Below are 25,210 nucleotides of genomic sequence, written 5' to 3'. Positions count from 1 at the left end.
CCGGCGGACCGGTGTTCGAGGGGGTCCTGACGGCTCCCGGAAGTCAAGTTACGCTGCGCAGACGGCTGTTGACTGGAGGTACTGATGAGGCGTTCAGTTGGGCGGAATCTGTCGATGTGCGCGGTCGCGGCGAGCATGGTCGCCGTCGGGGCCGCGGCGCCCCCTTCGTCCGCTGCCGGCTCGCCGGGCACCCCGCCGAAGGTTCCGGTTGCCGTCGGGTACGGCGGCGCCGTGGCGAGCGTCGACGCCGACGCCTCGGCCGCCGGCATCGAGGTCCTGCGCAACGGGGGCAACGCGGTGGACGCCGCCGTCGCCACCGCGGCCGCCCTCGGGGTCACCGAGCCGTACTCGTCCGGGGTCGGCGGTGGCGGCTACTTCGTCTACTACGACGCGAAGACGCGCCAGGTCCACACGATCGACGGCCGGGAGACGGCGCCGCTGACCGCCGGGTCCGACCTCTTCCTGGAGAACGGCAAGCCGCTCGCCTTCAACGACGCGGTCACCAGCGGTCTGAGCGTCGGCACGCCCGGCACCCCGGCCACCTGGCAGTCCGCGCTCGACGCCTGGGGCAGCAAGCGGCTCGGCACGGTCCTGAAGCCCGCGCAGAAGCTGGCCCGCGACGGGTTCACCGTCGACGACACCTTCCGCTCGCAGACCGCGTCGAACGAGGCCCGGTTCCGCAACTTCCCCGACACGGCGAAGCTGTTCCTGCCCGGCGGGCAGCTGCCGGTCGTCGGCTCGACGTTCAAGAACCCCGACCTGGCGCGCACCTACGACGAGCTGGGCAGCAAGGGGATCGGGGCGCTGTACCGCGGCGACATCGGCGCCGACGTGGTGCGGACGGTCAACGACCCGCCGGTCGACCCGGCCTCGGGCTATCGGGCGCGCCCCGGACGGCTGTCGGCCAAGGACCTCACGGCGTACACCGCCAAGTACCAGGCACCGTCGAAGACCTCGTACCGCGGGCTCGGCGTCTACTCGATGGCGCCGTCGTCGTCCGGCGGCACGACCGTCGGCGAGGCCCTCAACATCCTGGAGCGGACCGACCTCTCGAAGGCGTCCGACGTGCGGTACCTGCACCGGTTCATCGAGGCGAGCCGGATCGCGTTCGCCGACCGGGGCCGCTGGGTCGGCGACCCGGCCTTCGAGTCCGTGCCGGCCAGGCAGCTGCTGTCGCAGAAGTTCGCCGACTCGCGGGCCTGCCTGATCAAGGACGATGCCGTGCTCACCAGCCCGGTGCCACCCGGTGACCCCCGGCACCCCGGGAAGTGCGGCGAGGCCGGCGACAAGGCCGCCCCGACGACGTTCGAGGGCGAGAACACCACGCATCTGACGGCCGCCGACAAGTGGGGCAACGTCGTCGCGTACACCCTCACCATCGAGTCGACCGGCGGCAGCGGCATCACGGTGCCGGGCCGCGGCTTCCTGCTCAACAACGAGCTGACCGACTTCTCCTTCGCGCCCGCGAGCCCCGAGGTGCACGACCCGAACCTGCCGGGTCCCGGCAAGCGTCCGCGGTCGTCCATCTCCCCGACCATCGTCCTCGACCGGGCGAACAGGCCCGTCGTCGCGGTCGGCTCGCCCGGCGGCGCCACCATCATCACCACCGTGCTGCAGACGCTGACCGGGTTCCTCGACCGGGGCCTGCCGCTCGTCGACGCCATCGCGGCGCCGCGCGCCAGCCAGCGCAACGCGGCGCAGACCGAGCTCGAACCCGGCCTCTACGACAGCGCGTCGCGAGCGAAGCTCGAAGCCGTCGGACACTCCTTCAAGCTCAACCCGGAGATCGGTGCCGCCACCGGCGTACAGCGGCTGCCGGGCGGCAAGTGGCTCGCGGCGGCCGAGAAGGTGCGGCGCGGCGGCGGCTCGGCGATGGTGGTGACCCCCGGCAAGTGACAGGACGTCAGACGTCCCGGTGACGTACGACGAGCAGGGCGAGCGCGACGGCCACCAGCGGCCAGACGGCGAACACCGTCCAGGCCCCGGCGACCGTCGCGCCGCCGTACGCCTCCGGACCCCAGCCGTAGAGCGTGACGAGCCGCTGCCAGGCGCTCTGCACCATCATGTGATCGATCCGCTCGACCCACGGCTCGCGCGAGGAGAAGAACACCGGCAGCATCAGCAGCGTGAACGCGGTCCCGACCATCGTCGTCGCGCTGTGCCGCACCAGGACGCCCAGGCCGAACCCGATGAGTGCGCACACCGGCGCGAGCAGCGTCGACGCGGCGACCGCCCGCAGCGAACCCGCGTCCGTGAGCGGCACCGCGGCGTCCCGGCCGGCCAGGATCCCCTGCGACACCGCGAACGAGCCGAGGGCGCAGACCAGACCCACCCCCGTCCACAGCAGGGCCGTCACCGCCGCCTTCGCCAGCAGCACCGCACGCCGCGCGGGCACCGCCACCGTCGTCGTCCGGATCAGCCCGCTGCCGTACTCGCTGACGACGACGATCGCTCCGACGCTGCCCGCCGCCAGCATCAGCGTCAGACAGCCCTCCGCGGGGAACGCGTCGCCGAGCGACCACACGTGCTCGCGCTGGTCCCGACCGTTGTAGTGCGGGTAGTTGCGGTAGTCGCCGTACGCGGCGATGGCCGCGCTCGTCAGGACGGTCAGCGTGACCAGGGCGAGCACCCACGGCGTGGACCGCAGCGACCGGATCTTGATCCACTCGGCGGCGAGGAGATCGCCGAAGCGCGCCCGCTCGGTCGCCGCGCTCATCGGGCGGCCCCCGCCGGGTACTCGACGTGGTCGGCGGTCAGTGCCATGAAGGCTTCCTCCAACGAGGCGGTACGGGTGGTCAGTTCGTGCAGCACGATGTGGTGCGCGAGGGCGAGCGCGCCGATCCGGTCCGCGGGCAGTCCCGTCACCACCAGGCGCTCGGCCGACTCCGGCACCACCTCCGCGCCGGCCGCCGTGAGCCGCGGTGCCAGCTCCGTCGCGTCCGGGGAGCCCACGACGACGCATCGCCGCCCGGCCCGCGCCGCGAACGCGCTCAGCGGCTCGGCCGCGACCAGCCGGCCCTGCCCGACGACGATCAACTCGCTCGCCGTGGACTGCATCTCGGACATCAGATGGCTCGACAGGAACACGGTGCGGCCCTCGTCGGCGAGCCGCCGGAACAGGCCGCGCAGCCACAGCACGCCCGCCGGGTCCATCCCGTTGAACGGCTCGTCGAACAGCAGGGCCGGCGGGTCGCCGAGCAGCGCCGCCGCCACGCCCAGACGCTGCTTCATGCCCAGTGAGAAACCGCCGATCCGGCGCTGCGCGGCCGCCTCGAGACCGACCTCCGCGAGCACGTCGGACACCCGCCGCGCGGGCAGTCCGTTGCTGCGGGCGAGCGCCGCGAGATGGGCGTGCGCGGTCCGGCCGCCGTGCACCTGCTGCGCGTCGAGCAGGGCGCCGGCGTGCCGCAGGCCGCGCGGATGCGAGGCGAACGGCACCCCGCCCACCGTCGCCGTGCCGGCGGTCGGCGCGTCCAGGCCGAGCAGCACCCGCAGCGTCGTGGTCTTGCCCGCCCCGTTCGGTCCGAGGAACCCGGTGACGACCCCGGGCCGCACCGTGAAGGACAGGCCGTCGACGGCCGTCCTGCGGCCGTATCGCTTGGTGAGTTCGCTGACTTCGATCACGTACGCCACCGTGCCGCCGTACGGTGCGGGCTCGCATCGGCCCATGGGCTGCATCCCGTGGACGGATGCCGGGCGCGCACCCGCCCTCGTACGCTCACCCGTGTGAACGCAACCTCCCACTCCCGGGGCGCCGCCGCCTGGTGCGGGCTCGTCCTGTACCCGCTCGCGGTGTCCCTCTCGCTGTTCGGCTCGTCGATGGTGCTGCCGTCGGTGCGCGCGCTGGGAGTGACCCTGTCGGCCGTGCTGCTGGTGGGGGTGGTGCGGCGAGCGCCGCTGTTCGGGCTCGTCGTGGCGCTGGTCGGCACCCTGCTCGCGGTCGCCGCGCAGCCCACGCACGGCCTCTTCGACGACTCGCGGCAGACGAACCTGGTGGCGTTCGTCTCGGCCGACGTGGTGCTCGGGTATCTGATCGCCCGCGGTTCGCGCGCCAAGGCGTCCGCCGGGATCGCGCTGTCCTTCGTCGCGCAGGCCGCCGGCATCGCATTCTTCGCGCGGTCCGAGAACCAGATCGGATTCGGTGTCGTCGCCCTGCTCGTTCTGCTCGTCGCGTGCATGATCGGCCTGCTCGGGCGCGAGCGGCGGCAGCACGCCGAGGCCCTGCACGACCAGGCCGTCGCCGAGGCCGTGACCGCCGAACGGCTGCGGATCGCACGGGAGTTGCACGACATGGTGTCCCACAGCATCGGCGTCATCGCGATCCAGTCGGGGGTCGCGAGCCGGGTCATCGAGACCCGGCCGAAGGAGGCGCGCGAGGCGCTGGCGGCCATCGAGACGACCAGCCGGGAGACGCTCCAGGGCCTGCGCCGCACCCTGGTCGCCCTGCGCCGCGCCGAACCCGGCGGCGCCGCACCCCTGACCCCCGCGACCGGCCTCGCCGACCTCGCCGGCCTCACCGAAGTCACCGCACGGGACGCGGGCGTGCACGTCGAGGTCGTCCGCAGTGGCGCGCAACGGCCGCTGCCCGCCGACGTCGACCTCGCGGCGTACCGGATCGTGCAGGAGTCCCTGACCAACGTCGTCCGGCACGCCGGCACCGACACGTGCCGGGTCCTGGTCTCGTTCGGCGACACGGACCTGGTGCTGGAGATCGTGGACGCGGGGCGGGGCACCACGGCAGGATCACCGGGTACGGGGTTCGGGATCACGGGGATGGGGGAGCGGGTGAGCCTGTTGCACGGCGAGTTCAGCGCGGGGCCGCGGCCGGAGGGCGGATTCCGGGTGGCGGCGCGGATCCCGCTGCCGGAGGCGGCGCGATGACGTCCCGGACGGCGAGGACGGTACGGGTGCTGCTCGTCGACGACCAGCCGCTGGTCCGCTCCGGGCTGCGCGTCCTCATCGCGGACACCGACGACCTGGACGTCGTCGGCGAGGCGGGTGACGGGGCGGAGGCGGTCGAACTGGCCGCGAGCCTGCGGCCCGACGTCGTGGTGATGGACATCCGGATGCCCGGCACGGACGGCATCGAGGCGACCCGGCGGATCATGGCGGGCGAGAGCGGCAGCCGGGTGCTCGTGCTGACCACCTTCGACGAGGACGACTACGTGTACGGGGCGCTGCGCGCGGGCGCCAGCGGCTTCGCCGTGAAGGACATGCAACTGGAGGAGATCCTCGCGGCGGTCCGGGTGGTCGCCGCCGGGGACGCCCTCATCGCACCCGCCGTCACCCGCCGGCTGATCGCCGACTTCGTGGGACGCCCGGGACCGGAGGCCGCGCGCTCGCCGCGCCCCGTCGAGGGCATCACGGAGCGGGAGCGGGAGGTGCTGACCCTGGTCGGGCTCGGCCGCTCCAACCAGGAGATCGCCGAGGAGCTCTTCATCAGCGTCGCCACGACCAAATCGCACGTGGCGCGCCTCTTCACCAAGCTCGGCGCCCGTGATCGTGTCCAACTGGTCATCACGGCCTACGAGTTGGGGCTCGTGGCACCGTCCCGCTGAGCGCTCCGCCGGGGCGGGCCCGCGCGCCCGCCCGGGCTGCTCCAGGTCCGGGCGTCGCGGGGCGGTACCCGTCGCCGTACACCCGCCAGGCGTACGGCGACCGGTGTGTCGGGGCACGGATGCGGCACCCCGGCGGCCGCTGCGGTCACGCTCGGACACCAACGCCCCCACACCCCTGGAGGACCTCCGTGCCGACGTCGTCCGTGCGCACCGGCGCAGCCGCCTTCGCCCTGCTGGCCGCGGGCGCGGCGGCCTGCGCGGCCCCCGCAGCCGAGAACGTTCCCGACGTCAGCGGTGCCGTCGGCACCCGGCCGGTGATCGCCGTGCCGGACCGGCCCGCCCCCGAAGGGTCCCGGACGACGGTGCTGCACGAGGGGCCGGGACCCGAGGTGCGGAAGGGGCAGGTCGTCGTCACCGACGTGGAGATGAGGACCTGGGAGGGCAACAGGAAGCTCGTGTCGACCTGGGGCCTCACCCAGCCGACGACGGTCGCCTTCGACGGCGCGCACGGGCCGCGCGCCTGGGACCGGGCGCTCGTCGGCCGCCGGGCGGGCAGCCGGGTGCTGCTGGTCGGCCCGGCCGCGAGCGGCCTCGCGCCGCGCGACGTGGCGCCCGCCCGGGTCGCCGCGGGCGACCACCTGGTACTCGTCTTCGACGTGATCGGCGGGTACGGCGTCGACCAGCGCATCCCGCCCGTCGAGGCCGAGGCGCCGGGCGGGCCGGGCGGTGCGCGGGACGGGACGCCGGTCGTCGCCGTCCGGGCCGACCGGGCGCCCCAGGTGACCAGCTGGGGCCGGGGCGCGCCGCGCAGGCTCGATGTCCGCACGCTGGCCGAGGGCCGCGGACCGGTCCTGCAGCGGGGCGACGTCGCCGTCGTGCAGTACGCGTCCTGGGCGTGGGGGCAGCGGGCGCCGTACCGCTCCACGTACGCGGTGACCGGGCCGAACGGGTTCGTCGTCACCCCGGACGCGGTGCCGCCCGGGGTGTTCGAGGCGCTGCGCGGGGTGCGGGTCGGCAGCCGGGTGCAGATCGCCGTGCCGGCCCGCTACCGGCCCGGCTTCACCACGACCAGGGGCGGCGTCGCCGTGCCGGCCGGCCGGGCGGTCCTCTACGTCATGGAGGTCCTGGACCGCCAGGACCGCTGACGTCCCCCGCGGCACCGGCGCCTAGAGCGCGGTCAGGATGCGCGGCCCCGCGTCCGTGATCGCCACCGTGTGCTCGGCGTGCGCCGCGCGGGAGCCGTCGTTCGTGCACAGCGTCCAGCCGTCCGGCGCCTCGTGGTAGCCGTCCGTGCCGCCGCCGATCAGCATCGGCTCGATGGCCAGGACCATGCCGTGGCGCAGCGGCATGCCGCGGCCCGGGCGTCCCTCGTTCGGCACCGACGGGTCCTCGTGCATCTGCCGCCCCACGCCGTGCCCGCCGAAGTCCTGCGGGACGCCGTACCCGCCCGCGCGGCAGACCGTGCCGACCGCGTGCGCGATGTCGCCGATCCGGTTCCCGACCACGGCCGCCGCGATGCCCGCCGCCAGGGCCCGCTCGGCGGTCTCGACGAGCGTGAGGTCCGCGGGGCGCGGGGTGCCGACCGTGAAGCTGACCGCGGAGTCGCCCACCCAGCCGTCCAGCCGGGCCCCGAAGTCGATGGAGACGAGGTCCCCGTCGCGCAGCCGGTACTTCGTGGGGATGCCGTGCACGATCGCGTCGTTCACGGATGTGCAGAGCACCGCGGGGAAAGGGGTCGTCGCGAAGGAGGGCCGGTAGCCGAGGAAGGGTGAGGTCGCGCCCGCGTCGCGCAGCACCTGGTGCGCCACCTCGTCGAGCTCCAGCAGGCTCACGCCCACGGCGGCGTGCTTGCGCGCGGTGGTCAGGGCCTGCGCCACGACACGGCCCGCCTCCCGCATCGCGTCGATCGATGTGTCCGTCTTCAGTTCCACCATGCCAATAACTATACCGGTATTTGAATCCGGTATAGGAATCGGTGCTCGGGTAGACTGTCGGCATGGTGCGAACCCCCTTGACCCCGGAAGAGCGCGAGCGCGGCGAGCGGCTCGGACAGCTGCTGCGCTCGGCGCGGCAGGAGCGCAGCATGACCGAGGTCGCCGCGGCCGCGGGCGTCTCGGTGGAGACGCTGCGCAAGATCGAGACGGGCCGGGCGCCGACGCCGGCGTTTTTCACCGTCGCCGCCCTCGCCCGCGAGCTGGGCATCTCGATGGACGAGCTGGTGATCCGCTGCGCCCTGGTGCCCGCCTGACCGCGCGGCCGCGTGCGCACCCCGGAAAAGCGCGCGTAGCAGCCCCGTAACACGGAGGGTGTTTCCTTCCGGAGCGTAGTGCTCCAGGGGTGCGGCGATCGGTGGGGGTGCGTCACGGACGGGGAACAACTCCCGGAACGGGTAAGGGAGTTCGCGATGTATCTGCGCGGACTCACCGCCCGGATCGACCAGGGAGCGGGCTGGTGCGGAGTCTTCTGGCAGCGTGATCCCGAAGGCATGACGGCCTGTCTCGACGGGCGCGAGGTGCCGCCCTGGGACGTCGTCGAGGCGCTGCTCCAGGACCTCGCCGCGGCCCACGGGCCGGAGCGGGCGACGTGGGAGACCGGTCGCGCCAGGGCCCTGTACCGGGCGTCGGTGCGGGTGCACGACGCGGTGCCCGGCGGCCGCGAGGCGCTCGTCGACCGGATCGACGTGATGGCCCGCGAACAGCGCGGCGCCACCGACCGTCTGCGCGAACTGGCCGGCCGGCTCGACGCGGCGACGACCCGGGAGGACGCGGAGCCGGTCCAGCGGGACCTGGCCTGGGCGAGGGACGACTACGACCGGGCGACGGCCCGCGTGGCCGAACTCCGGTCGAGACTGGCCGACTTGGGCGGCCCGGAAGCGGCCCCGCCGGCGCCTCGGACCCGGGGCGGGCGCGCCGACGCGTCCCCGGCCCCGGCCGCACCCGCGAAGAAGCGCAAGCGCGGCGGCGCCCGCTTCGCCGGACTGCCGGAGGACGACACCCCCGTACCGCCCGACCAGCCGTCAACTCCCGTAGCGGAACCGGACGTCGCCACCCCGCGCGGGGCCCGCTTCGCCGGAGCCGAGCAGGACGTCCCGGTGGCCCCGGCGCCGCCGCAGGTGGACTCCACGGCCCGCGCCCACATCGCCGCGACGGTGCACACCCTCGTCCGGCACCGCACGGAGGGCAGGAGCGGTGACGCCCACATCGTGCTCGTCGACGCCGCCCACGGCCCTGCCGCCCACCTGCCGCCGCTCGCCGCCGAACTCCACCGCGCCGGGCTCGGCGCCGACTGGGCCACCCTGCTGTGGGAGGCGGCGTCCCTGCCGCCGGGCCGGGTGGTCGCCGTCGCCGACGCGCTCGCCGCCGCCGGACGCGACGCCGACGCCCGGCAGTTGCTCCGCCAGGGCGTCGCCCGTCCGCCCGCGGAGATCGGGGACGCGGTCGGTCTGCTGCACGCCGACGGCCGGCGGCGCGAGGCGCAGACCCTCCTCGACGCGTACGTGCGCAGCCGCACCCCCGAGGAAGCGGCCCGCAGCGCCGAGGGCGATCCCGGCCGGCTCGTCCCGCTCGTCGCCGAAGCGGCCCGCGCCGTGTCCGGTGAGCGGTACCGGGACGTGCTGCACGCACTGCGCGTCGCGGGACTGACGGTCTGAGCCCCCGGCTCACCCGCACGAGTGTCGAAACGTGATCGATCCAGCGGGTTGACGACGATGGTCTTGGCAAGCCTTCCGGGTGGGCTTACGTTCGTCCCTCTACGGCCCGGTCTACGGGCGTAGAGGCTCAGGCAAAGGAGCGGATCGTGGCCCACGTCGTACGCGCCGCACTCGTCCAGGCCACCTGGACGGGCGACACCGAATCCATGATCGCCAAACACGAGGAACACGCCCGCGAGGCGGCCCGGCAGGGCGCGCAGGTGATCGGCTTCCAGGAAGTCTTCAACGCCCCCTACTTCTGCCAGGTCCAGGAGGCCGAGCACTACCGCTGGGCCGAGCCCGTCCCGGACGGTCCGACCGTGACGCGGATGCGGGAACTCGCCCGCGAGACCGGCATGGTGATCGTCGTCCCCGTCTTCGAGGTCGAGCAGTCCGGCTTCTACTTCAACACCGCCGCCGTGATCGACGCCGACGGCTCCTACCTCGGCAAGTACCGCAAGCACCACATCCCGCAGGTGAAGGGCTTCTGGGAGAAGTACTACTTCAAGCCGGGGAACCTGGGCTGGCCGGTCTTCGACACCGCCGTCGGCCGCGTCGGCGTCTACATCTGCTACGACCGCCACTTCCCCGAGGGCTGGCGGCAGTTGGGCCTGAACGGCGCCCAGCTCGTGTACAACCCGTCGGCCACCAGCCGCGGCCTGTCCGCGTACCTGTGGCGCCTCGAACAGCCGGCCGCCGCCGTCGCCAACGAGTACTTCGTCGCCGCCATCAACCGCGTCGGCGTCGAGAGTTACGGCGACAACGACTTCTACGGCACGTCGTACTTCGTCGACCCGCGCGGACAGCTCGTCGGCGACGCCGCGAGCGACAAGACGGAGGAACTCCTCGTCCGCGACCTGGACTTCGGGCTCATCGACGAGGTCAGGCAGCAGTGGGCGTTCTACCGCGACCGCCGCCCCGACGCCTACGACGGCCTCGTCCAGCCGTGAACGCCTCACCCAAGCCGTGACCGACGAAGGGATGCCGCACCCGTGAACCCCTCTCTGCACTCCCGCACCCGCGCCGTCCTGCCCGACTGGCTGGCGCTGTACTACGCCGACCCGATCGAGCTCACCCACGGCGAGGGCCGCCACGTCTGGGACGCCGACGGGAACAAGTACCTCGACTTCTTCGGCGGCATCCTCACCACGATGACCGCGCACGCCCTGCCGGAAGTGACGAAGGCGGTGAGCGAGCAGGCGGGCCGGATCATCCACTCCTCCACGCTCTACCTGAACCGCCCCATGGTCGAACTCGCGGAGCGCGTCGCCCAGTTGTCCGGCATCCCCGACGCCCGCGTCTTCTTCACCACCTCCGGCACCGAGGCCAACGACACGGCGCTGCTGCTCGCCACCGCGCACCGCCGCTCGAACCAGATCCTCGCGATGCGCAACAGCTACCACGGCCGCTCGTTCTCCGCGGTCGGCATCACCGGCAACAAGGGCTGGTCGCCGACGAGCCTGTCGCCGCTCCAGACGCTGTACGTGCACGGCGGCGTCCGCAGCCGCGGCCCGTACGCCGCGCTCTCCGACGCCGACTTCATCGAGGCCTGCGTCGCCGACCTGCGCGACGTGCTCGGCCAGACCCGCGGCGACGTGGCGGCGCTCATCGCCGAACCCGTCCAGGGCGTCGGCGGCTTCACCGCACCCCCCGACGGCCTGTACGCCCGCTTCCGTGACGTGCTCCAGGAGCACGGCATCCTCTGGATCGCGGACGAGGTGCAGACCGGCTGGGGCCGCACCGGCGAGCACTTCTGGGGCTGGCAGGCGCACGGCCGGTCCGGGCCGCCGGACATCCTCACCTTCGCCAAGGGCATCGGCAACGGCATGTCCATCGGCGGTGTCGTGGCCCGCGCCGAGGTCATGAACTGCCTCGACGCCAACTCCATCTCGACGTTCGGCGGTTCCCCGGTCACCATGGCCGCGGGCCTCGCCAACCTCTCCTACCTCCTGGAACACGACCTCCAGGGCAACGCGCGCCGGGTCGGCGGACTCCTCATCGAGCGCCTGCGGGCCATCGCGGCGAGCGCCTCCGTCGTACGGGAGGTGCGCGGCCGGGGCCTGATGATCGGCGTGGAACTGGCCGACCGGTCGCCCCGGGTCGCGGCGGCGGTCCTGGAGACCTGCCGGGAGAACGGACTGCTGATCGGCAAGGGCGGCGGCCACGACACGAGTGTGCTCCGCATCGCGCCGCCGTTGTCGTTGACGGTGAGCGAGGCGGAGGAGGGTGCCGCGATCCTGGAACGGGCGTTGCGGAGTGTGTCGTAGGCGTGTCCCCGCCCACGGGGCTCCGCCCCGGACCCCGCTCCTCAATCGCCGGAGGGGCTTGATTCGAGAGGAGGGTGGCCTCCATGCCGACCGCACCCGGCACCGAACACGCCCTGTCCGTACGCCAGATACTCGCCCTGGAACGCATCGCCGCCGGAGAACCGGAGGTGGTCGCCGCGGCGCACCACCTCGACCGCCCTGTCCGCTGGGTGCACGTCGCCGAGGCGGCCGACGTCGGCGTCATGCTCAGCGGCGGCGAGATGGTGCTGACCACGGGCGTCCTGCTCGCGGGCGACCCGCACGCCAGGACCGAGTACATCAAGTCGCTGCACCGCGCGGAGGCCGCCGCCCTCGTGCTCGGCCTCGGCCGCGCCTTCCCGTCCCCGCCGGAGGACATGTGCCGTGCCGCCGAACGGCACGGCCTGCCCATGGTGGTCCTGCACCGCCCGTTCCCCTTCGCCGAGCTCACCGAGGAGGTCCAGTCCCGGCTGGTGCGGCGGAAGTTCGCGGCCGTCAGCCTCTCCGAGGGCATCCGCACCGCCCTCACCGGACTCATCACCGCGGGCGCCCCGCTGCAGAGCCTGCTCGACGAGGTCGCCGCGCACAGCGCCTGCCCGGTCGTCGTCACCAACCTCGCCCACCGCGTCCTCGCCACCGCGGGCGAGCGCCCCGCGGTCGACGACGTGCTGCGCGACTGGGACCGCATCGCCCGGCAGCCGGGCGGGGTCGACGGCGAGGGCTGGATCCGCGCCGACCTCGGCGGCCGCGGCGAACGCTGGGGCTCCGTCGTGCTGTGCGGGCACCGCGGCGACGGCGCGTCGGGGCGGCTGCTCGCCGACCGGGCCGCCGAGGCCCTCGTCCTGCACCGGATGCTGGCAGGCTCCGCCGCGAGCTGGGAGGAGCAGTCCGCGCAGTGCCTGCTCGCCGACCTGGTGTCCGGCGCCGTCCCGGCCCGCCAGCTGCTGCCCAGGGCCCGGGCCGCGGGCCTGCCCGTCAACCGCCGCACCTTCGTCCCCCTCGTCGTACGGGACGGGGAACCCGGCCAACTCGACCGAGTACTAAGGCTGTTGGGGCTTCCGGGGCTGGTCGCCGAACTCGCCGAGAACGCCACCGCCGTGCTGCTCAGCCTCGCCCGCGACCAGGCAGCGGAGCCGCTCGCCGCCCACTTCGCGGCCCGGCTGCGCGCCGAGACGGGCCGGCCCGCGATCGTCGCCGCCGCCCCCGCCCGCACCGGCTGGGAGGAGGTGCCCGACGGGCTGCGGGAGGCGCTGCACGTCGCCGACGCCGTCGCCGGATCACCGCCCGACCTGCCGGCCGTCGTCCGCCTCGGCGACGTACGGCTGCGCGGTCTGATGCGGCTGCTGCGCGACGACCCGCGCGTCCTGTCCTTCGCGGAACGGGAGCTGGACGGGCTGCTGTACGCCGACGACGCCGACGCGCTGCTGCCGGTGCTGCGCACCTACCTCGCCACCGGCCGCAACAAGTCGCGGTCCGCCGAACTCCACCACATGAGCCGCCCCGCCCTCTACCGCCGCCTGGAGGCCATCGAGGGACTGCTCGGCGTCGACCTGGACGACTTCGAGCAGGCCGCGTCCGTGCACATCGCGCTCCTCGCGCACGACGCACAGGAGACGTGACACGGTGGAACGACACCCGGCCCCGGACGTGACACGGTGCAACTCGGCCACCGCGTCCGGAATTCCTATCGTCGTGGGCACACCGAGCACCCCCGCAGCCTTCCGCAGGAGGTCCCGATGAGCCCCGTGATCCGCGCCGCGATCTTCCAGACCGCATGGACCGGCGACAAGGAATCCATGATCAAGGTGCACGAACAGGCCGTTCGTGACGCCGCCGCACAGGGCGCCCAGGTCCTGTGCTTCCAGGAGCTGTTCTACGGCCCGTACTTCTGCCAGGTGCAGGACCCGAAGTTCTACGAGTACGCCGAGGCGATCCCCGACGGACCGATCGTGCGCCGCTTCCAGGACCTGGCCCGCGAGCACGGCATCGTCCTCGTGCTGCCCATGTACGAGGAGGAGCAGCCGGGCGTCCTCTACAACACCGCCGCCGTGATCGACGCCGACGGCACCTACCTCGGCAAGTACCGCAAGACGCACATCCCGCAGGTGAAGGGCTTCTGGGAGAAGTTCTACTTCCGGCCGGGGAACAGCGGCTGGCCGGTCTTCGACACCGCCGTCGGCAGGATCGGCGTCTACATCTGCTACGACCGGCACTTCCCCGAGGGCTGGCGCGCGCTCGGCCTCGAAGGCGCCCAGATCGTCTTCAACCCCTCGGCCACCAGCCGCGGCCTGTCCCGCTACCTGTGGCAGCTGGAACAGCCGGCCGCCGCCGTCGCCAACGAGTACTTCGTCGGCGCCATCAACCGCGTCGGCGTCGAGAGTTACGGCGACAACGACTTCTACGGGACGTCGTACTTCGTCGACCCGGAGGGCCGGTTCGTGGGCGAGGTCGCCGACGACAAGGCACCCGAACTCGTCGTCCGCGACCTCGACCTGGCCAAGCTGCGCGAGGTCCGCGACCGCTGGCAGTTCTACCGCGACCGCGCCCCGCAGGCGTACGAGCCCCTGACCCGCCCGTAGCAGTCCCCGTCCGTACCTGGAGGAGAGCATGAGCGCCGTCCGTACCGTCATCCGCGGCGGTCTCGTCGTCACCGCCGCCGACGAGATGCACGCCGACGTCCTCATCGAGGACGGCCGCGTCGTGGCCCTCGCGGCCACCGGCAGCGACACCGCCGCGTCCTGGACGGACGCGCGCACCATCGACGCGAGCCAGAAGTACGTCATCCCGGGCGGCGTCGACGCGCACACCCACATGGAGATGCCGTTCGGCGGCACCTACGCCGCCGACACCTTCGAGACGGGCACCCGGGCCGCCGCCTGGGGCGGCACGACCACCATCGTCGACTTCGCCATCCAGACGGTCGGCCACAGCCTGCGCGAAGGGCTCGACGCCTGGCACGCCAAGTCCGACGGGCAGTGCGCCGTCGACTACGGCTTCCACATGATCGTCTCCGACGTGCACGAGGAGACGCTGAAGGAGATGGACCTGCTGGTGGCGGAGGGGGTCACCTCCTTCAAGCAGTTCATGGCCTACCCGGGCGTCTTCTACTCCGACGACGGGCAGATCCTGCGCGCCATGCAGCGGGCCGGCGAGAACGGCGGGCTGATCATGATGCACGCCGAGAACGGCATCGCGATCGACGTGCTCGTGGAACAGGCCCTGGCCCGCGGCGAGACCGACCCGCGCTACCACGGCGAGGTCAGGAAGGCGCTCCTGGAGGCCGAGGCCACGCACCGCGCGATCAAGCTGGCGCAGGTGGCGGGCGCGCCGCTGTACGTCGTGCACGTGTCGGCGCAGGAGGCCCTCGCCGAGCTGGCGCGGGCCCGCGACGAGGGCCTCCCGGTCTTCGGCGAGACCTGCCCGCAGTACCTGTTCCTGTCGACCGACAACCTCGCCGAGCCGGACTTCGAAGGCGCGAAGTACGTGTGCTCCACGCCGCTGCGGCCCAAGGAGCACCAGGCGGCGCTCTGGCGCGGCCTGCGCACCAACGACCTCCAGGTCGTCTCCACCGACCACTGCCCGTTCTGCTTCACCGGCCAGAAGGAGCTGGGCCGGGGCGACTTCTCGAAGATCCCCAACGGCATGCCGGGCGTCGAGAACCGGATGGACCTGCTGCACCAGGCGGTCGTCGACGGGCACATCTCGCGCCGCCGCTGGATCGAGATCGCCTGCGCCACCCCGGCCCGGATGTTCGGCCTGTACCCGAAGAAGGGCACCGTCGCGCCGGGCGCCGACGCCGACATCGTGATCTACGACCCGCACGCCGAGCAGACGATCTCGGCGGACACCCACCACATGAACGTCGACTACTCCGCGTACGAGGGCAGGCGCCTGACCGGCCGTGTGGAGACCGTCCTCTCGCGCGGCGAACTCGTCATCACCGAGCGGGAGTTCACCGGCCGGGCCGGACACGGCGCGTACACCCCGCGCGGCACCTGCCAGTACCTGAACTGAACCTGATCTGAGCAAGTGAGGGAACCCATCATGGACTTCGGACTCGTTCTGCAGACCGACCCGCCGGCCTCCGGGGTCGTGGACCTGATGAAGCGGGCGGAGGCGGCCGGCTTCAGCCACGGGTGGACGTTCGACTCGTGCGTGCTGTGGCAGGAGCCGTTCGTCATCTACAGCCGCATCCTCGCGGAGACCGAGCGCCTGATCGTCGGCCCGATGGTGACCAACCCGGGCACCAGGACCTGGGAGGTGACGGCCTCCACCTTCGCGACGCTCAACGACATGTACGGCAACCGGACCGTGTGCGGCATCGGCCGCGGCGACTCGGCGATGCGCGTCGCGGGGCGCAGCCCGAACACCCTCGCCAGGATCAGCGACGCCATGAAGGTGATCAGGGCCCTCGCGCGGGGCGACGAGGCGGACCTGGGCGGCGGCGCCGTGGTCCGGTTCCCGTGGGTGCGGCCCGGCGCCGAACTCCCCGTCTGGATGGCGGCGTACGGGCCCAAGGCCCTGAAGATGACCGGCGAGGAGGCCGACGGCTTCATCCTGCAGCTCGCCGACCCCTTCCTGACGGAATGGATGGTCAAGGCCGTGCGGGACGCCGCCGCCGCGGCCGGCCGCGACCCGTCGGCGGTGAAGATCTGCGTCGCCGCGCCCGCCTACGTCACGGACGACGACTCGCCACAGGCGCTCGCTCACGCCCGTGAGCAGTGCCGCTGGTTCGGCGGCATGGTCGGCAACCACGTCGCCGACCTGGTCGCCAAGTACGGCGCGCACTCCGGCCTGGTCCCCGACGAACTCACCGAGTACATCAAGGCCCGCGAGGGCTACGACTACGCGCACCACGGCCGCTCCGGGAACCCCGACACCGCCTTCGTGCCCGACGAGATCGTCGACCGGTTCTGTCTGATCGGCCCGCCCTCCGCCCACATCGAGAAGCTGCGCGCGCTGCGGGAGCTGGGCGTCGACCAGTTCGCCGTGTACGCGATGCACGACGCGAAGGAGGCGGTGATCGACCGGTACGGCCGGGACGTCATGCCCGCGCTGAGCACCGTATGAACAGCGACCCCACCGGTTTAACAACACCCCCACACAGCACGGCAGTTCACGGCATCCGCACGGCCGCCCATCCCCGTCCTCCTCCGTAGAACGGACTGCCCATGACCGACACCACCGCCCCACCGCCCATACCCGCGGGCGCGGTCGAGCTGACCGCCGACGCCTACCCGGCCGACAGCCGCTACGCCAACGACGACCTGCGCCCCGTCCCGCTCTCCGAACGCCGCTGGACCACCTACAACTTCGTGGCCCTGTGGATCGGCATGGCCCACTGCATCCCGTCCTGGACGCTGGCCTCCGGCCTGGTCGCGCTCGGCATGGACTGGAAGCAGGCGGTCCTCACGATCGCCCTGGCGAACGTGATCGTCCTGCTGCCGATGCTGCTGACCGGGCACGCCGGACCGAAGTACGGCATACCCTTCCCGGTCCTCGCGCGGGCCTCGTTCGGCATCAGGGGCGCCAACCTGCCCGCGATGGTGCGGGCGGCGGTCGCCTGCTGCTGGTTCGGCATCCAGACCTGGATCGGCGGCCAGGGCATCTTCATCCTGCTCGGGAAGATGTTCGGCGGGTGGGCGGACGCCGGGAAGATCGGCGGCTACCCCTGGACGCTGTGGCTCTGCTTCGTCGTCTTCTGGGTGCTCGAACTGGCCATCATCTACCGGGGGATGGACACCCTGCGCCGCTTCGAGAACTGGGCGGCGCCGTTCGTCCTCGTCGGCGCCGCGGTGCTCCTCGTATGGATCGCGAACAAGGCGGGCGGGTTCGGGCCGCTGCTGCACGAGCCGTCGAAGGTCGGCTGGGGGCCGGACTTCTGGAAGGTCTTCTTCCCCGGTCTGATGGGCATGATCGGTTTCTGGTCGACCCTGTCGCTGAACATCCCGGACTTCACCCGCTTCGGGAAGGGCCAGCGGGCGCAGGTGTGGGGCCAGACGCTCGGCCTGCCTACCACCATGACCCTCTTCGCGCTGATGTCGGTCCTGGTGACCGCCGGTTCGGAGAAGGTGTACGGGGCGGCGATCTGGGACCCGGTCGCCCTGGCCGGCAAGACCGACAACGTCTTCGGCCTGCTCTTCGCGCTCATCACCGTCTTCGTCGCGACGATCTCGGTGAACATCGCGGCGAACGTGGTCTCCCCCGCGTACGACCTCGCGAACCTCGCGCCGAAGGTCATCAACTTCCGTACGGGCGCGATCATCACCGGCATCGTGGGCGTGCTCGTGATGCCGTGGAAGCTGACGTCGACGCCCGAGCTGTACATCTTCACGTGGCTCGGTGTGGTGGGCGGACTGCTCGGCACGGTCGCCGGCATCCTCATCGCGGACTACTGGATCATCCGCCGGACCGTGCTGCACCTGGCCGACCTGTACGTCGCCGGGGGCCGGTACTGGTACTCGGGCGGCTGGAACTGGCGGGCGGTGGTGGCCTTCGGGGTCGGCGGCGTGCTCGCGATCGGGGGGTCGTACTCGACGCTCGACGCGAAGGGGGAGAAGGCCGGGCCGTTCCCGCTCGACGGGATCGTCCCGTTCCTGAAGCCGCTCGCCGACTACGGCTGGGCCGTCGGGCTCGGGGCCTCGCTGATCGTGTACACGGCGCTGATGGCGGGCGGCAGACGGCGGGTCTGAACCGGGGCCGCCGCCTCCCGGCGGGAGGCGGCGGTGCCGCAGCCGGCCGGCTAGGACTGCGCCGGCGGGTCGCCGGCGGCGGCCTGGAGGTCGGCGAGGAGTTCCGCCTGGTTGCTGAGCACCCCGGTCAGGATCGTCCGCGCCACCCGCAGCAGCTCCGCCACGTGCGGATTGGCCAGCGAGTAGTGGACGTTCGAGCCCTCCTTGCGGGTCGTCACGAGGTTCGCCCGGCGCAACACCGCGAGCTGCTGCGACAGATGGGCCGGCTCGATCCCCACCTCCGGCAGCATCTCGGCGACCGCGTGCTCGCGCTCGCTCAGCAGCTCCAGGACCCGGATGCGGGCGGGGTGACCGAGCGTCTTGAAGAACTCGGCCTTGAGTTGGTACAGGGGCGTGCTCAACGCGGCGTCCTCCCCGTCCCGTTGCCGTCACGCCCGTCGTGCCCCGCGCGCGCCGGCCACCGCATCCGTTCAGAGATCATCAGCATGCCGCCATTTTCGCCGGTCCCGGCCGGTGCCGTTCACAGCGGCAGCGTGATCCAGATGGTCTTGCCGCGGCCGTCGCCGTCGGGGCGTACGGCGGCCGTGCCGGACAGGGCGAGGGTGAGCTCCGCGACCGTGGCCAGACCGCCGTGCACCGCTCCGTACAGCGCCGGCTGGTACGGGTGCCGGTCGTGGACGCCGAACGCGAAGGTGTGCCTGTCCGCCGCCAGCAGGACGGTCAGCTGCGGCGACTCCTCGGGGGTGTGCCGGACGCAGTTGGTGACCAGCTCGGCGAGGATCAGCAGGGCCGGGCCGACGGCCGGATGGCGCGGGCCGACACCCCACTCGGCCAGCGCCTGCTCGGCCGTCTCGCGGGCCATCCGGACCGCCTGCGGCATCGTCGGCAGGGTCAGCACGTGCCGGTGGGGCAGTGCGGCGAGTTCACCGGCGAGCATCACGGGCGGCCGCTCCCGGACCGGGTGCGCCGGAAGCGGGGGCTCACCGGGCCGTGACCTCGAAGGCCGGGTCCCGGTCCCGGTCCTGCGCCCGGGTCTGAGCCCGGTCCCGGTCCTGATCCCGGCCCTGGTCCCGGTCGCCCGCCTGCAACTCGGCGAGCAGCTCGTTCTGCCCGGCCACGATCTCGGTCAGGATCCGGCGGGCCGCCCGCATCAGGTCGGCGACGTCCCCGCCGGCCAGCGCGTACACCACCGTCGAGCCGTCCCGCCTGGACGTCACGATCCCGGACCGGCGCAACACCGCGAGCTGCTGGGACAGCGCGGCCGGCTCGACCTCGATCTCCGCCAGCAGGTCCCGTACCGGGGTCGGCCCGTCCTGCAGCAGTTCGAGCACCCTTATCCGGACGGGATGACCGAGCATCCGGAAGAACTCGGCCTTGGCCTGGTACAGCGGAACCGACACGCAACCCACTCCCCGAACCGCGCCCGCCCGGGCGCGCACACGACAGGCAGCCGCGCCCGCGGGAGCGACACCACAGGCAGGGTCCACGGGCACGGCCACCACACCATCTAATGAATTGCAAAGTTTCGCAATTCCGCGAGTCCCGTCAGGGCCGCGAGCCGTGAACCGTGGTCGGGGCGCTCAGTCGTCGGTGTTCTCGGCCGAGCCGAGACCGCCCACCGCGTCGCCCGCCGCCCGCAGCGCGCCCTTGCTGATCGTGTCGGCGGACGGGGCGCCCTTGGACTCGAAGTCGCTGCCGTTGAAGGTGACCGTCACCAGGGCGTTGCCCTTGCGGACGGTGACGACGGCCTCGCGGGTCTCCTGCTTGTCCTTGGTGGTGAGGCCCGTCGTCAGCCGGGCCTCGTCGCCGAGACCGGACTGCGCCGTGCCCTTGTCGTCCTCTCCCGCGGACTTGAACGCCTGCTGCGCCAGCGCGTCGGACGCCTTCATCTCGAAGGACACGTCGAGCCAGCGGTAGTCGTAGCCCTCCAGCGCGCTCCAGGAGCAGCCCCGGCGCACCGACTCGTCGGTGGCCGAGAGCTCCTTGCCCGCCGCCTTCGCCCCCGGCACGAGGGACGCGACCGTCTTCCCGGAGACCGTGCCGCACGGCGCGGGCGGCTCGGCGTACGTCTGGGCGGCCACGCTCGAGCTGGGGTTCTCCGGCTCCGACGACGACTGCGGCGCCGCGTCGTGCTGCTCCTGGCCGGCGGGCTCGGCCATCGGTCCGGTGGACCAGGCCCAGCCCACACAGGCGAGGACGGTGACCGGCAGCAGCCGGACGGCGAGGGTGACCGGGAGCGGGAGAGAACGCACGGCGTACGTCCCTTACGTCAGTGGGGTGGGGGACGCCAGTGTCACATGAGTTGCTGTGCGGGGATACCGCCACTTCCGTCACCCCGGAATCACACAGCGGCACCATCGTCCCGGCGCACGGCCGTGACCAGCCACACACCCGCGCGCATCCGTACGCCGCGTGCGGTCGCGTACGGGCGGAGCGTGTCCTCCAGCGCGGCGCGCGTCGCCGCGGGCACGTGCCGGTCCGGGGTGCGGGAGAGCAGGAACTCGACGGCGTCCGCCGGGGTTTCGCCCCACCGGGTGTGGAGGTCCACCGGGTTGACGGCGATCTCCGCGAACGTGCGGTGCAGCGCCCCGTGGATCAGGTACGGCTCGGACAGCGAGGCCATCGCGGTGTGCGCGGCGACCACCGCCGGGTCCGGGCGGACGGGCTCGGCGCCCTCCTCCAGGATCCGGGCGAACCGGCCGAGCACCTGGCTCTCCTCGGTGTCCGTCCCCGGCCGGCGCGGGCAGACGAACACGATCCGGCCGCCGGGGCGCAGCGCCCGCCCGATGTTCGCGAAGGCCGCCACGTGGTCGGCGAAGAACATCACGCCGCCGCGGCTGATCACGACGTCGTAGCCGCCCGGCTCGAAGCGGTGCGTCTGTGCGTCGCCCCGCACGTACGCGACGCCCCGCACCCCCTCGGCGGCCGTGTTCGTCCTGGCCCGGGCCAGGAGCGGCGCCGAGATGTCGACGCCGACCGCGTGGCCGGGCGCCGCGAGCAGGGCCGCGGCCCGGGTGGTGGCACCGGCTCCGCAGCCGATGTCGAGGACCCGGTCGCCCGGCGCGATCGCGGCGGCCTCGAACAGGGCGTCGTCGACACCGCCGACCATCGCGTCGAACTCCCGGTGCCGGGCGGCCCAGTGCTCGCCGAGCACCCCGTCCCAGGGGCTGTCCGTGCGGTCGGGCGTGCGGTACTCCGTGGTGGTCATGTCGTCTCCATGAGGGCGGACAGCGGGAGCGCGGACTCGATGCGGTCGACGGCCGCGAACGCCCCGTACGCGACCAGGTGCACGAGGCAGTGGTCGGTGAACGGCGGGACGCGCCACGCCGCGACGTCCTCGTCGGTGATCCGGTACGGCGCGAGCGCGGCGAGCAGCGCGAGTCGCGCCCCGGGCCGCTCGCGCCGGTCGGGCAGTGCCTCCCACACGGTCGGCGGGTGCGAGCCGTCCCAGCGGGCCACGGTCTCCTGCACGAGGGCGAGGTCGGCGTCGTCGAGGAGCCCCGCTCCCATGGTGGCGGCGGTGCGCAGGGACTCGTAGGCCGGTCCGACCGAGGTGCCGGCGGCCCAGGACGGGCCGGGGCCGGGGGAGTCGAGGAGGGGCAGGGACGCGCCGGGCCGGTGCTCGGCGCGCACGACGCGGGAGACGCCGCGGCCGGCCAGCGCACGGACCGCCTGGAGGCGCTGGGCGCCCGCGGGCAGCAGATTCTCGGTCAGCAGCGACGACACGATCCGGTTGATGAAGTGGAAGGCGAGCGCCGTGCCCAGGTGGGAGGCGAGGTGGTCGCGCGGGAACGGCAGCGGCGTCAGGCCGGGCGAGCCGGGGACGCGGCTGGCCCGGCCCCACTCCAGGATCCGGGCCGCCCGCTCGTCGTCCGGGGCCTCGGCGCGGGCCACCGCCTCGCCGAGCGCGTGGTCGCCGGTCGCGTGCAGCAGCACGGCGTGCGCGTCCACGCAGAACGGGCAGCGGTTCGCCAGGGAGGCGCCGGCCGCGACGAGTTCCCGGTCGGTCCGCGAGCCGCTGCCCGCGATCAGCGACTCGCGCAGCAACGCCCAGACGGGCGCCAGGAGTTCGGGCGCCGACGTCAGGACGATCAGGGTCGACGGCTTCGGGATGCCGAAGTCGGTCTCCGCCTGGGCGAGGACCGCGGCGGTGGTGCCGGTGGCGGCCTTCGGCGACGGCGGTTCGGTGTAGCGGTACGGGCCGGACATGTGAGCTCCTCGGGTCGGCTCGGGGCGGTCGCCCCTGACCCGCCCAGACTCGCCCGGCGGCCCGCTCGGGGCGTCGTACGGCGGAGCCCACCGGTGGCTACTCCCCAGGGAGTAGCCGGGCGGCCGGTGCCGTTCTCGTGGCGGACGACGCCGTCGGCGCCCACCCCTACCGTGGAGCCATGCAGGGGGACTTGAGCACAGCAGCCGTGCCGGACGGCGCGCCGGAGCGCGGCACACCGCCGCCGACCTGGCGCCGCGATCTGGCCGACGCGGCCCTGGCCGTGGTCGTCGGCGCCGTCGTGATGCTCGCGGCGGCGCTCGGGGGCGGCGCGGAGCCGGTGGACTACGCGCTGATGGTGGCGTCGGTGGTGCCGCTGGCCGGATACCGGCGCGCACCCCGGGCCGTGCTCGTGGCCTCGACCGCCGTGACGCTGGCGTACGTCGTGCACGCCCGGCCCGATCCGCTCGCGGCGCTGCCGGTGCTCGCCGCCGTGCACACGGCGGCGCGGGCGGGCCATCGGGGGGTGGCCGCGGCCACCGGCGGCGTGTTCCTCGCCGCGTACATCACCTGTGACGCGCTCGCGGACGACGGGGCGACGACGCGCGGTCTGCTGCTCACGGGCTGGTTCCTGTGCGCCGTCGTCACCGGCCTCGCCGACAAGAACTGGCAGGCGTACCTCCACCAGACCGAGCAGCGTGCCCTGGAGGCGGAGCGCACCCGCGAGGAGGCGGCGCTGCGCCGGGCCGGGGAGGAGCGGCTGCGGATCGCCCGGGAGTTGCACGACTCGCTCACCCACAGCATCTCGATCGTCAAGCTGCAGGCGGGCGTCGCCGTGCACCTCGCCCGCAAGCGCGGCGAGGAGGTACCGCCCGCACTGCTGGCGATCCAGGAGGCGAGCGGCGAGGCGATGCGCGAACTGCGGGCCACGCTCGGCGTGCTGCGCACGGACGAGCCGGCCGGCAGCCCCGCGCTGCTCGTCGAGCGCGCCCGGTCGGCGGGCGTGGCCGTCACGCTCACGGTCACCGGCGCCGAGCGTCCGCTGCCCGCGGCGCACGACCGCACGGTCTACCGCATCGTCCAGGAGTCCCTGACGAACGTGGCGCGCCACGCGGGCCGCGAGGCCGAGGCGGCGGTCCATCTCGCCTACGGGGAGGCTGAGTTGACGGTGAGCGTCACGGACGACGGAACCGCCGCCGAGGACCGTCCGCCGCGGGAGGGCACGGGGCTGACCGGGATGCGGGAGCGCGTGACGGCGCTCGGCGGCACGCTGACGGCAGCGCCGCGTGGGGCGGGGGGCTTCGTGGTGCGGGCGGTTCTGCCGCTGCCCGGTGACCCGCCCGCGGGCCCCGCACGGACGACGCCGGTGGCCTCCGCCTCGGGAGCCACCCCGTGACGCCGCTCGTCCGGGTCGTGCTCGTCGACGACCAGGCGCTCATGCGGGCCGGGTTCCGGGCGCTGCTCGACGCCGAGGACGGGATCGAGGTCGTGGGGGAGGCGTCCGACGGGGAGGAAGGGGTCGCGCTGGTCCGGGCGAGCGTGCCGGACGTGGTGCTCATGGACGTGCAGATGCCCGGCACCAGCGGGATCGAGGCGACCCGGCGGATCGCGAACGACGCCGCCCTGGCCGGTGTACGGGTCGTCATCCTCACCAACTACGGCCTCGACGAGTACGTCTTCGAGGCGCTGCGCGCGGGCGCGTCCGGGTTCCTGCTCAAGGACAGCGAGCCGGAGGACCTGCTCGCCGGGATCGCCGTCGTCGCCCGCGGCGACGCCCTCCTGTCGCCGTCCGTCACCCGCCGCCTCATCGGCGAGTTCGTGGCCCGGCCGCCGGACCGGGCCACCGCGCCCGGCCTGGAGCGCCTCACCCGGCGCGAGCGCGAGGTCACCGCGCTCGCGGCCCGCGGTCTGACCAACGAGGAGATCGCCGCGCACATGGTGATCAGCCCGTTCACCGCCAAGACCCACATCAGCCGCGCCATGACGAAGCTCGCGGCCCGCGACCGGGCCCAACTCGTCGTGTTCGCCTACGAGTCGGGGCTCGTCGCCGCGCGGGGTACGTAAGATCGCCGGATGGGGACCAAGGGGATCAAGGGGAGCGGCGTGCGGTTGTCCACCGGGCGCGCGGCGGCGGTCGCGGCGGCGCTGCTCGTGGCGGGGTGCGGCACGCAGACGGCGGCGGGCGGTGCCGGGCCCGCCGACCCGGCACCGGGCGGCGTGCACGCCGACACGCTGGACACGCGCGGCCCGACACCGCCGCCCACGGCGTATCCGAGCGCCGGACTCCCGTACACGAGGGGCCCGGCGACGCCGTCCGGGCCGTGCCCGGACTCCGGCATGCGGATCGTGCCGGGCGTCACCAACCCCGCGATGGGCCTGCGCGTCCTGGACGTCGTCCTCACCAACTGCGGCGAGGGCACGTTCGAGCTGTACGGGTACCCGCGGCTGGGGCTGGCCGAGTCGGACGGCACCCCCGTCGAGGGTGTGCGCGTCCTGAAGGGGACCAAGGACGTCACCCTCGCGGTGGGCGACCCGGGCCCGCGCCGCCTCACCCTGCGCCCGGGCGACAGCGCCGTCACGGTCCTGGTCTGGCGCAACACGTACGCCGACACGACGAACCCGCCGGTCACGGTCGACCGGGTGACGGTCGATCCCGGTCTCGGACGGGGGACGCGGACCGTGGTCCCGGACCCGCCGCTCGACCTCGGCAGCACGGGACGGCTCGGTACGACGGCCTGGCACAAGGGCTGACGGCGTCCCGCTAGGATCCGCAGCAAGAT

Annotated in this window: 25 protein-coding genes; 16 read left to right on the top strand and 9 right to left on the bottom strand. The window is 73.4% G+C overall.

The genetic code is table 11. The annotated features are described in order from the left end of the window. Nucleotides 1-84 precede the first annotated feature (84 nt). A complete protein-coding gene (ggt, locus tag M4J07_RS03985) occupies nt 85-1,896 on the top strand; it encodes a gamma-glutamyltransferase (RefSeq protein ID WP_255967212.1) in 1,812 nt (603 codons plus the stop codon). Nucleotides 1,897-1,903: 7 nt separating this feature from the next. Here ggt and M4J07_RS03980 read toward each other — a convergent pair whose 3' ends face one another. Together M4J07_RS03980 and M4J07_RS03975 are read right to left on the bottom strand one after the other, a co-directional pair. After that, on the bottom strand, nt 1,904-2,716 hold the full coding sequence (locus M4J07_RS03980) for an ABC transporter permease (RefSeq protein WP_255967211.1): 813 nt from the start codon (nt 2,714-2,716) through the stop codon (nt 1,904-1,906). Continuing rightward, a complete protein-coding gene (locus tag M4J07_RS03975) occupies nt 2,713-3,669 on the bottom strand; it encodes an ATP-binding cassette domain-containing protein (protein ID WP_255967210.1) in 957 nt (318 codons plus the stop codon). Before M4J07_RS03975 ends, M4J07_RS03980 begins: the two co-directional genes overlap by 4 nt. 57 nt (nt 3,670-3,726) lie before the next feature. Here M4J07_RS03975 and M4J07_RS03970 point away from each other — a divergent pair, with 57 nt between their 5' ends. The 3 genes from M4J07_RS03970 (at nt 3,727) to M4J07_RS03960 (ending at nt 6,703) form a co-directional block, all read left to right on the top strand. Continuing rightward, the gene (locus tag M4J07_RS03970) at nt 3,727-4,881 is read left to right on the top strand and encodes a sensor histidine kinase (RefSeq protein ID WP_255967208.1); all 1,155 of its coding nucleotides are present in this window, start codon (nt 3,727-3,729) and stop codon (nt 4,879-4,881) included. Continuing rightward, nucleotides 4,878-5,558 (top strand): response regulator, encoded by a 681-nt coding sequence (locus M4J07_RS03965; protein ID WP_255967206.1) that lies wholly within the window; start codon nt 4,878-4,880, stop codon nt 5,556-5,558. Before M4J07_RS03970 ends, M4J07_RS03965 begins: the two co-directional genes overlap by 4 nt. Nucleotides 5,559-5,746: 188 nt before the next feature. Then, nucleotides 5,747-6,703: an FKBP-type peptidyl-prolyl cis-trans isomerase gene (locus tag M4J07_RS03960; RefSeq protein ID WP_255967204.1), complete on the top strand. Its 957-nt coding sequence runs from the start codon at nt 5,747-5,749 to the stop codon at nt 6,701-6,703. A 21-nt stretch (nt 6,704-6,724) separates the two neighbouring features. Here the strand turns inward: M4J07_RS03960 and map are convergent, their stop codons facing one another. Continuing rightward, nucleotides 6,725-7,492 carry a type I methionyl aminopeptidase gene (map, locus tag M4J07_RS03955; protein ID WP_255967201.1) on the bottom strand — a complete coding sequence of 256 codons (768 nt, stop codon included), beginning with the start codon at nt 7,490-7,492 and terminating at the stop codon, nt 6,725-6,727. A 62-nt stretch (nt 7,493-7,554) separates the two neighbouring features. On the opposite strand from map, the gene M4J07_RS03950 reads away from it, so the two are divergent. The 9 genes from M4J07_RS03950 (at nt 7,555) to M4J07_RS03910 (ending at nt 18,223) form a co-directional block, all read left to right on the top strand. After that, nucleotides 7,555-7,806 carry a helix-turn-helix domain-containing protein gene (locus M4J07_RS03950; protein WP_255967199.1) on the top strand — a complete coding sequence of 84 codons (252 nt, stop codon included), beginning with the start codon at nt 7,555-7,557 and terminating at the stop codon, nt 7,804-7,806. A gap of 156 nt (nt 7,807-7,962) precedes the next feature. Then, a complete protein-coding gene (locus tag M4J07_RS03945; protein WP_255967197.1) occupies nt 7,963-9,207 on the top strand; it encodes a hypothetical protein in 1,245 nt (414 codons plus the stop codon). 146 nt (nt 9,208-9,353) lie between these two features. Beyond that, nucleotides 9,354-10,196, top strand: a complete 843-nt coding sequence (locus tag M4J07_RS03940) for a nitrilase-related carbon-nitrogen hydrolase (RefSeq protein WP_255967195.1) — start codon at nt 9,354-9,356, stop codon at nt 10,194-10,196. A gap of 42 nt (nt 10,197-10,238) precedes the next feature. Further along, nucleotides 10,239-11,513: an aspartate aminotransferase family protein gene (locus M4J07_RS03935; protein WP_255967193.1), complete on the top strand. Its 1,275-nt coding sequence runs from the start codon at nt 10,239-10,241 to the stop codon at nt 11,511-11,513. A gap of 83 nt (nt 11,514-11,596) precedes the next feature. Next, nucleotides 11,597-13,150 (top strand): PucR family transcriptional regulator, encoded by a 1,554-nt coding sequence (locus M4J07_RS03930; protein ID WP_255967191.1) that lies wholly within the window; start codon nt 11,597-11,599, stop codon nt 13,148-13,150. A gap of 117 nt (nt 13,151-13,267) precedes the next feature. Beyond that, nucleotides 13,268-14,110 (top strand): nitrilase-related carbon-nitrogen hydrolase, encoded by an 843-nt coding sequence (locus M4J07_RS03925; RefSeq protein WP_255967189.1) that lies wholly within the window; start codon nt 13,268-13,270, stop codon nt 14,108-14,110. Nucleotides 14,111-14,138: 28 nt separating this feature from the next. After that, nucleotides 14,139-15,545 carry a dihydropyrimidinase gene (hydA, locus tag M4J07_RS03920; protein WP_255967187.1) on the top strand — a complete coding sequence of 469 codons (1,407 nt, stop codon included), beginning with the start codon at nt 14,139-14,141 and terminating at the stop codon, nt 15,543-15,545. 30 nt (nt 15,546-15,575) lie between these two features. Further along, the gene (locus tag M4J07_RS03915) at nt 15,576-16,601 is read left to right on the top strand and encodes a TIGR03842 family LLM class F420-dependent oxidoreductase (RefSeq protein ID WP_255967185.1); all 1,026 of its coding nucleotides are present in this window, start codon (nt 15,576-15,578) and stop codon (nt 16,599-16,601) included. Nucleotides 16,602-16,702: 101 nt separating this feature from the next. Next, a complete protein-coding gene (locus M4J07_RS03910; RefSeq protein WP_255967183.1) occupies nt 16,703-18,223 on the top strand; it encodes an NCS1 family nucleobase:cation symporter-1 in 1,521 nt (506 codons plus the stop codon). 50 nt (nt 18,224-18,273) lie between these two features. Here the strand turns inward: M4J07_RS03910 and M4J07_RS03905 are convergent, their stop codons facing one another. From M4J07_RS03905 to M4J07_RS03880, 6 genes are all read right to left on the bottom strand, one after another. Continuing rightward, entirely contained in the window at nt 18,274-18,624 is a 351-nt protein-coding gene (locus M4J07_RS03905; RefSeq protein WP_255967181.1) for an ArsR/SmtB family transcription factor, read from the bottom strand. A gap of 119 nt (nt 18,625-18,743) precedes the next feature. Further along, nucleotides 18,744-19,160 carry an ATP-binding protein gene (locus M4J07_RS03900; protein WP_255967316.1) on the bottom strand — a complete coding sequence of 139 codons (417 nt, stop codon included), beginning with the start codon at nt 19,158-19,160 and terminating at the stop codon, nt 18,744-18,746. A 43-nt stretch (nt 19,161-19,203) separates the two neighbouring features. Beyond that, nucleotides 19,204-19,623, bottom strand: a complete 420-nt coding sequence (locus M4J07_RS03895) for an ArsR/SmtB family transcription factor (protein ID WP_255967179.1) — start codon at nt 19,621-19,623, stop codon at nt 19,204-19,206. A 180-nt stretch (nt 19,624-19,803) separates the two neighbouring features. Next, the gene (locus M4J07_RS03890; RefSeq protein ID WP_255967177.1) at nt 19,804-20,475 is read right to left on the bottom strand and encodes a hypothetical protein; all 672 of its coding nucleotides are present in this window, start codon (nt 20,473-20,475) and stop codon (nt 19,804-19,806) included. 89 nt (nt 20,476-20,564) lie between these two features. Beyond that, a complete protein-coding gene (locus M4J07_RS03885; RefSeq protein WP_255967175.1) occupies nt 20,565-21,431 on the bottom strand; it encodes a class I SAM-dependent methyltransferase in 867 nt (288 codons plus the stop codon). Continuing rightward, nucleotides 21,428-22,432 carry a carboxymuconolactone decarboxylase family protein gene (locus tag M4J07_RS03880; protein WP_255967173.1) on the bottom strand — a complete coding sequence of 335 codons (1,005 nt, stop codon included), beginning with the start codon at nt 22,430-22,432 and terminating at the stop codon, nt 21,428-21,430. The genes M4J07_RS03885 and M4J07_RS03880 overlap by 4 nt, the downstream gene beginning before the upstream one ends. A 179-nt stretch (nt 22,433-22,611) precedes the next feature. On the opposite strand from M4J07_RS03880, the gene M4J07_RS03875 reads away from it, so the two are divergent. From M4J07_RS03875 to M4J07_RS03865, 3 genes are read left to right on the top strand one after another with little or no spacing between them, the layout of a single operon-like run. Continuing rightward, a complete protein-coding gene (locus M4J07_RS03875) occupies nt 22,612-23,826 on the top strand; it encodes a sensor histidine kinase (protein ID WP_445276296.1) in 1,215 nt (404 codons plus the stop codon). Next, nucleotides 23,823-24,494, top strand: a complete 672-nt coding sequence (locus M4J07_RS03870) for a response regulator transcription factor (RefSeq protein WP_308284728.1) — start codon at nt 23,823-23,825, stop codon at nt 24,492-24,494. The genes M4J07_RS03875 and M4J07_RS03870 overlap by 4 nt, the downstream gene beginning before the upstream one ends. A gap of 9 nt (nt 24,495-24,503) precedes the next feature. Next, the gene (locus M4J07_RS03865; RefSeq protein ID WP_255967171.1) at nt 24,504-25,181 is read left to right on the top strand and encodes a DUF4232 domain-containing protein; all 678 of its coding nucleotides are present in this window, start codon (nt 24,504-24,506) and stop codon (nt 25,179-25,181) included. Nucleotides 25,182-25,210 lie beyond the last annotated feature (29 nt).

Source organism: Streptomyces longispororuber (assembly GCF_024448165.1).
Taxonomy (GTDB): domain Bacteria; phylum Actinomycetota; class Actinomycetes; order Streptomycetales; family Streptomycetaceae; genus Streptomyces; species Streptomyces longispororuber_A.
The sequence above is the reverse complement of the archived record's forward strand: the minus strand, read 5'-3'. Positions and strand labels throughout refer to the sequence as shown.

What these genes read in the sequence shown, in the direction of transcription:
- M4J07_RS03875 (WP_445276296.1), top strand. Translation starts at nt 22,612, where the DNA reads ATGCAGGGGGACTTGAGCACAGCAGCCGTGCCGGACGGCGCGCCGGAG.
- M4J07_RS03865 (WP_255967171.1), top strand. Translation starts at nt 24,504, where the DNA reads ATGGGGACCAAGGGGATCAAGGGGAGCGGCGTGCGGTTGTCCACCGGG.
- map (WP_255967201.1), bottom strand. Translation starts at nt 7,492, where the DNA reads ATGGTGGAACTGAAGACGGACACATCGATCGACGCGATGCGGGAGGCG.
- M4J07_RS03910 (WP_255967183.1), top strand. Translation starts at nt 16,703, where the DNA reads ATGACCGACACCACCGCCCCACCGCCCATACCCGCGGGCGCGGTCGAG.
- M4J07_RS03945 (WP_255967197.1), top strand. Translation starts at nt 7,963, where the DNA reads ATGTATCTGCGCGGACTCACCGCCCGGATCGACCAGGGAGCGGGCTGG.
- ggt (WP_255967212.1), top strand. Translation starts at nt 85, where the DNA reads ATGAGGCGTTCAGTTGGGCGGAATCTGTCGATGTGCGCGGTCGCGGCG.
- M4J07_RS03900 (WP_255967316.1), bottom strand. Translation starts at nt 19,160, where the DNA reads ATGCTCGCCGGTGAACTCGCCGCACTGCCCCACCGGCACGTGCTGACC.
- M4J07_RS03885 (WP_255967175.1), bottom strand. Translation starts at nt 21,431, where the DNA reads ATGACCACCACGGAGTACCGCACGCCCGACCGCACGGACAGCCCCTGG.
- hydA (WP_255967187.1), top strand. Translation starts at nt 14,139, where the DNA reads ATGAGCGCCGTCCGTACCGTCATCCGCGGCGGTCTCGTCGTCACCGCC.
- M4J07_RS03975 (WP_255967210.1), bottom strand. Translation starts at nt 3,669, where the DNA reads ATGGGCCGATGCGAGCCCGCACCGTACGGCGGCACGGTGGCGTACGTG.
- M4J07_RS03925 (WP_255967189.1), top strand. Translation starts at nt 13,268, where the DNA reads ATGAGCCCCGTGATCCGCGCCGCGATCTTCCAGACCGCATGGACCGGC.
- M4J07_RS03930 (WP_255967191.1), top strand. Translation starts at nt 11,597, where the DNA reads ATGCCGACCGCACCCGGCACCGAACACGCCCTGTCCGTACGCCAGATA.
- M4J07_RS03950 (WP_255967199.1), top strand. Translation starts at nt 7,555, where the DNA reads ATGGTGCGAACCCCCTTGACCCCGGAAGAGCGCGAGCGCGGCGAGCGG.
- M4J07_RS03915 (WP_255967185.1), top strand. Translation starts at nt 15,576, where the DNA reads ATGGACTTCGGACTCGTTCTGCAGACCGACCCGCCGGCCTCCGGGGTC.
- M4J07_RS03980 (WP_255967211.1), bottom strand. Translation starts at nt 2,716, where the DNA reads ATGAGCGCGGCGACCGAGCGGGCGCGCTTCGGCGATCTCCTCGCCGCC.
- M4J07_RS03880 (WP_255967173.1), bottom strand. Translation starts at nt 22,432, where the DNA reads ATGTCCGGCCCGTACCGCTACACCGAACCGCCGTCGCCGAAGGCCGCC.
- M4J07_RS03965 (WP_255967206.1), top strand. Translation starts at nt 4,878, where the DNA reads ATGACGTCCCGGACGGCGAGGACGGTACGGGTGCTGCTCGTCGACGAC.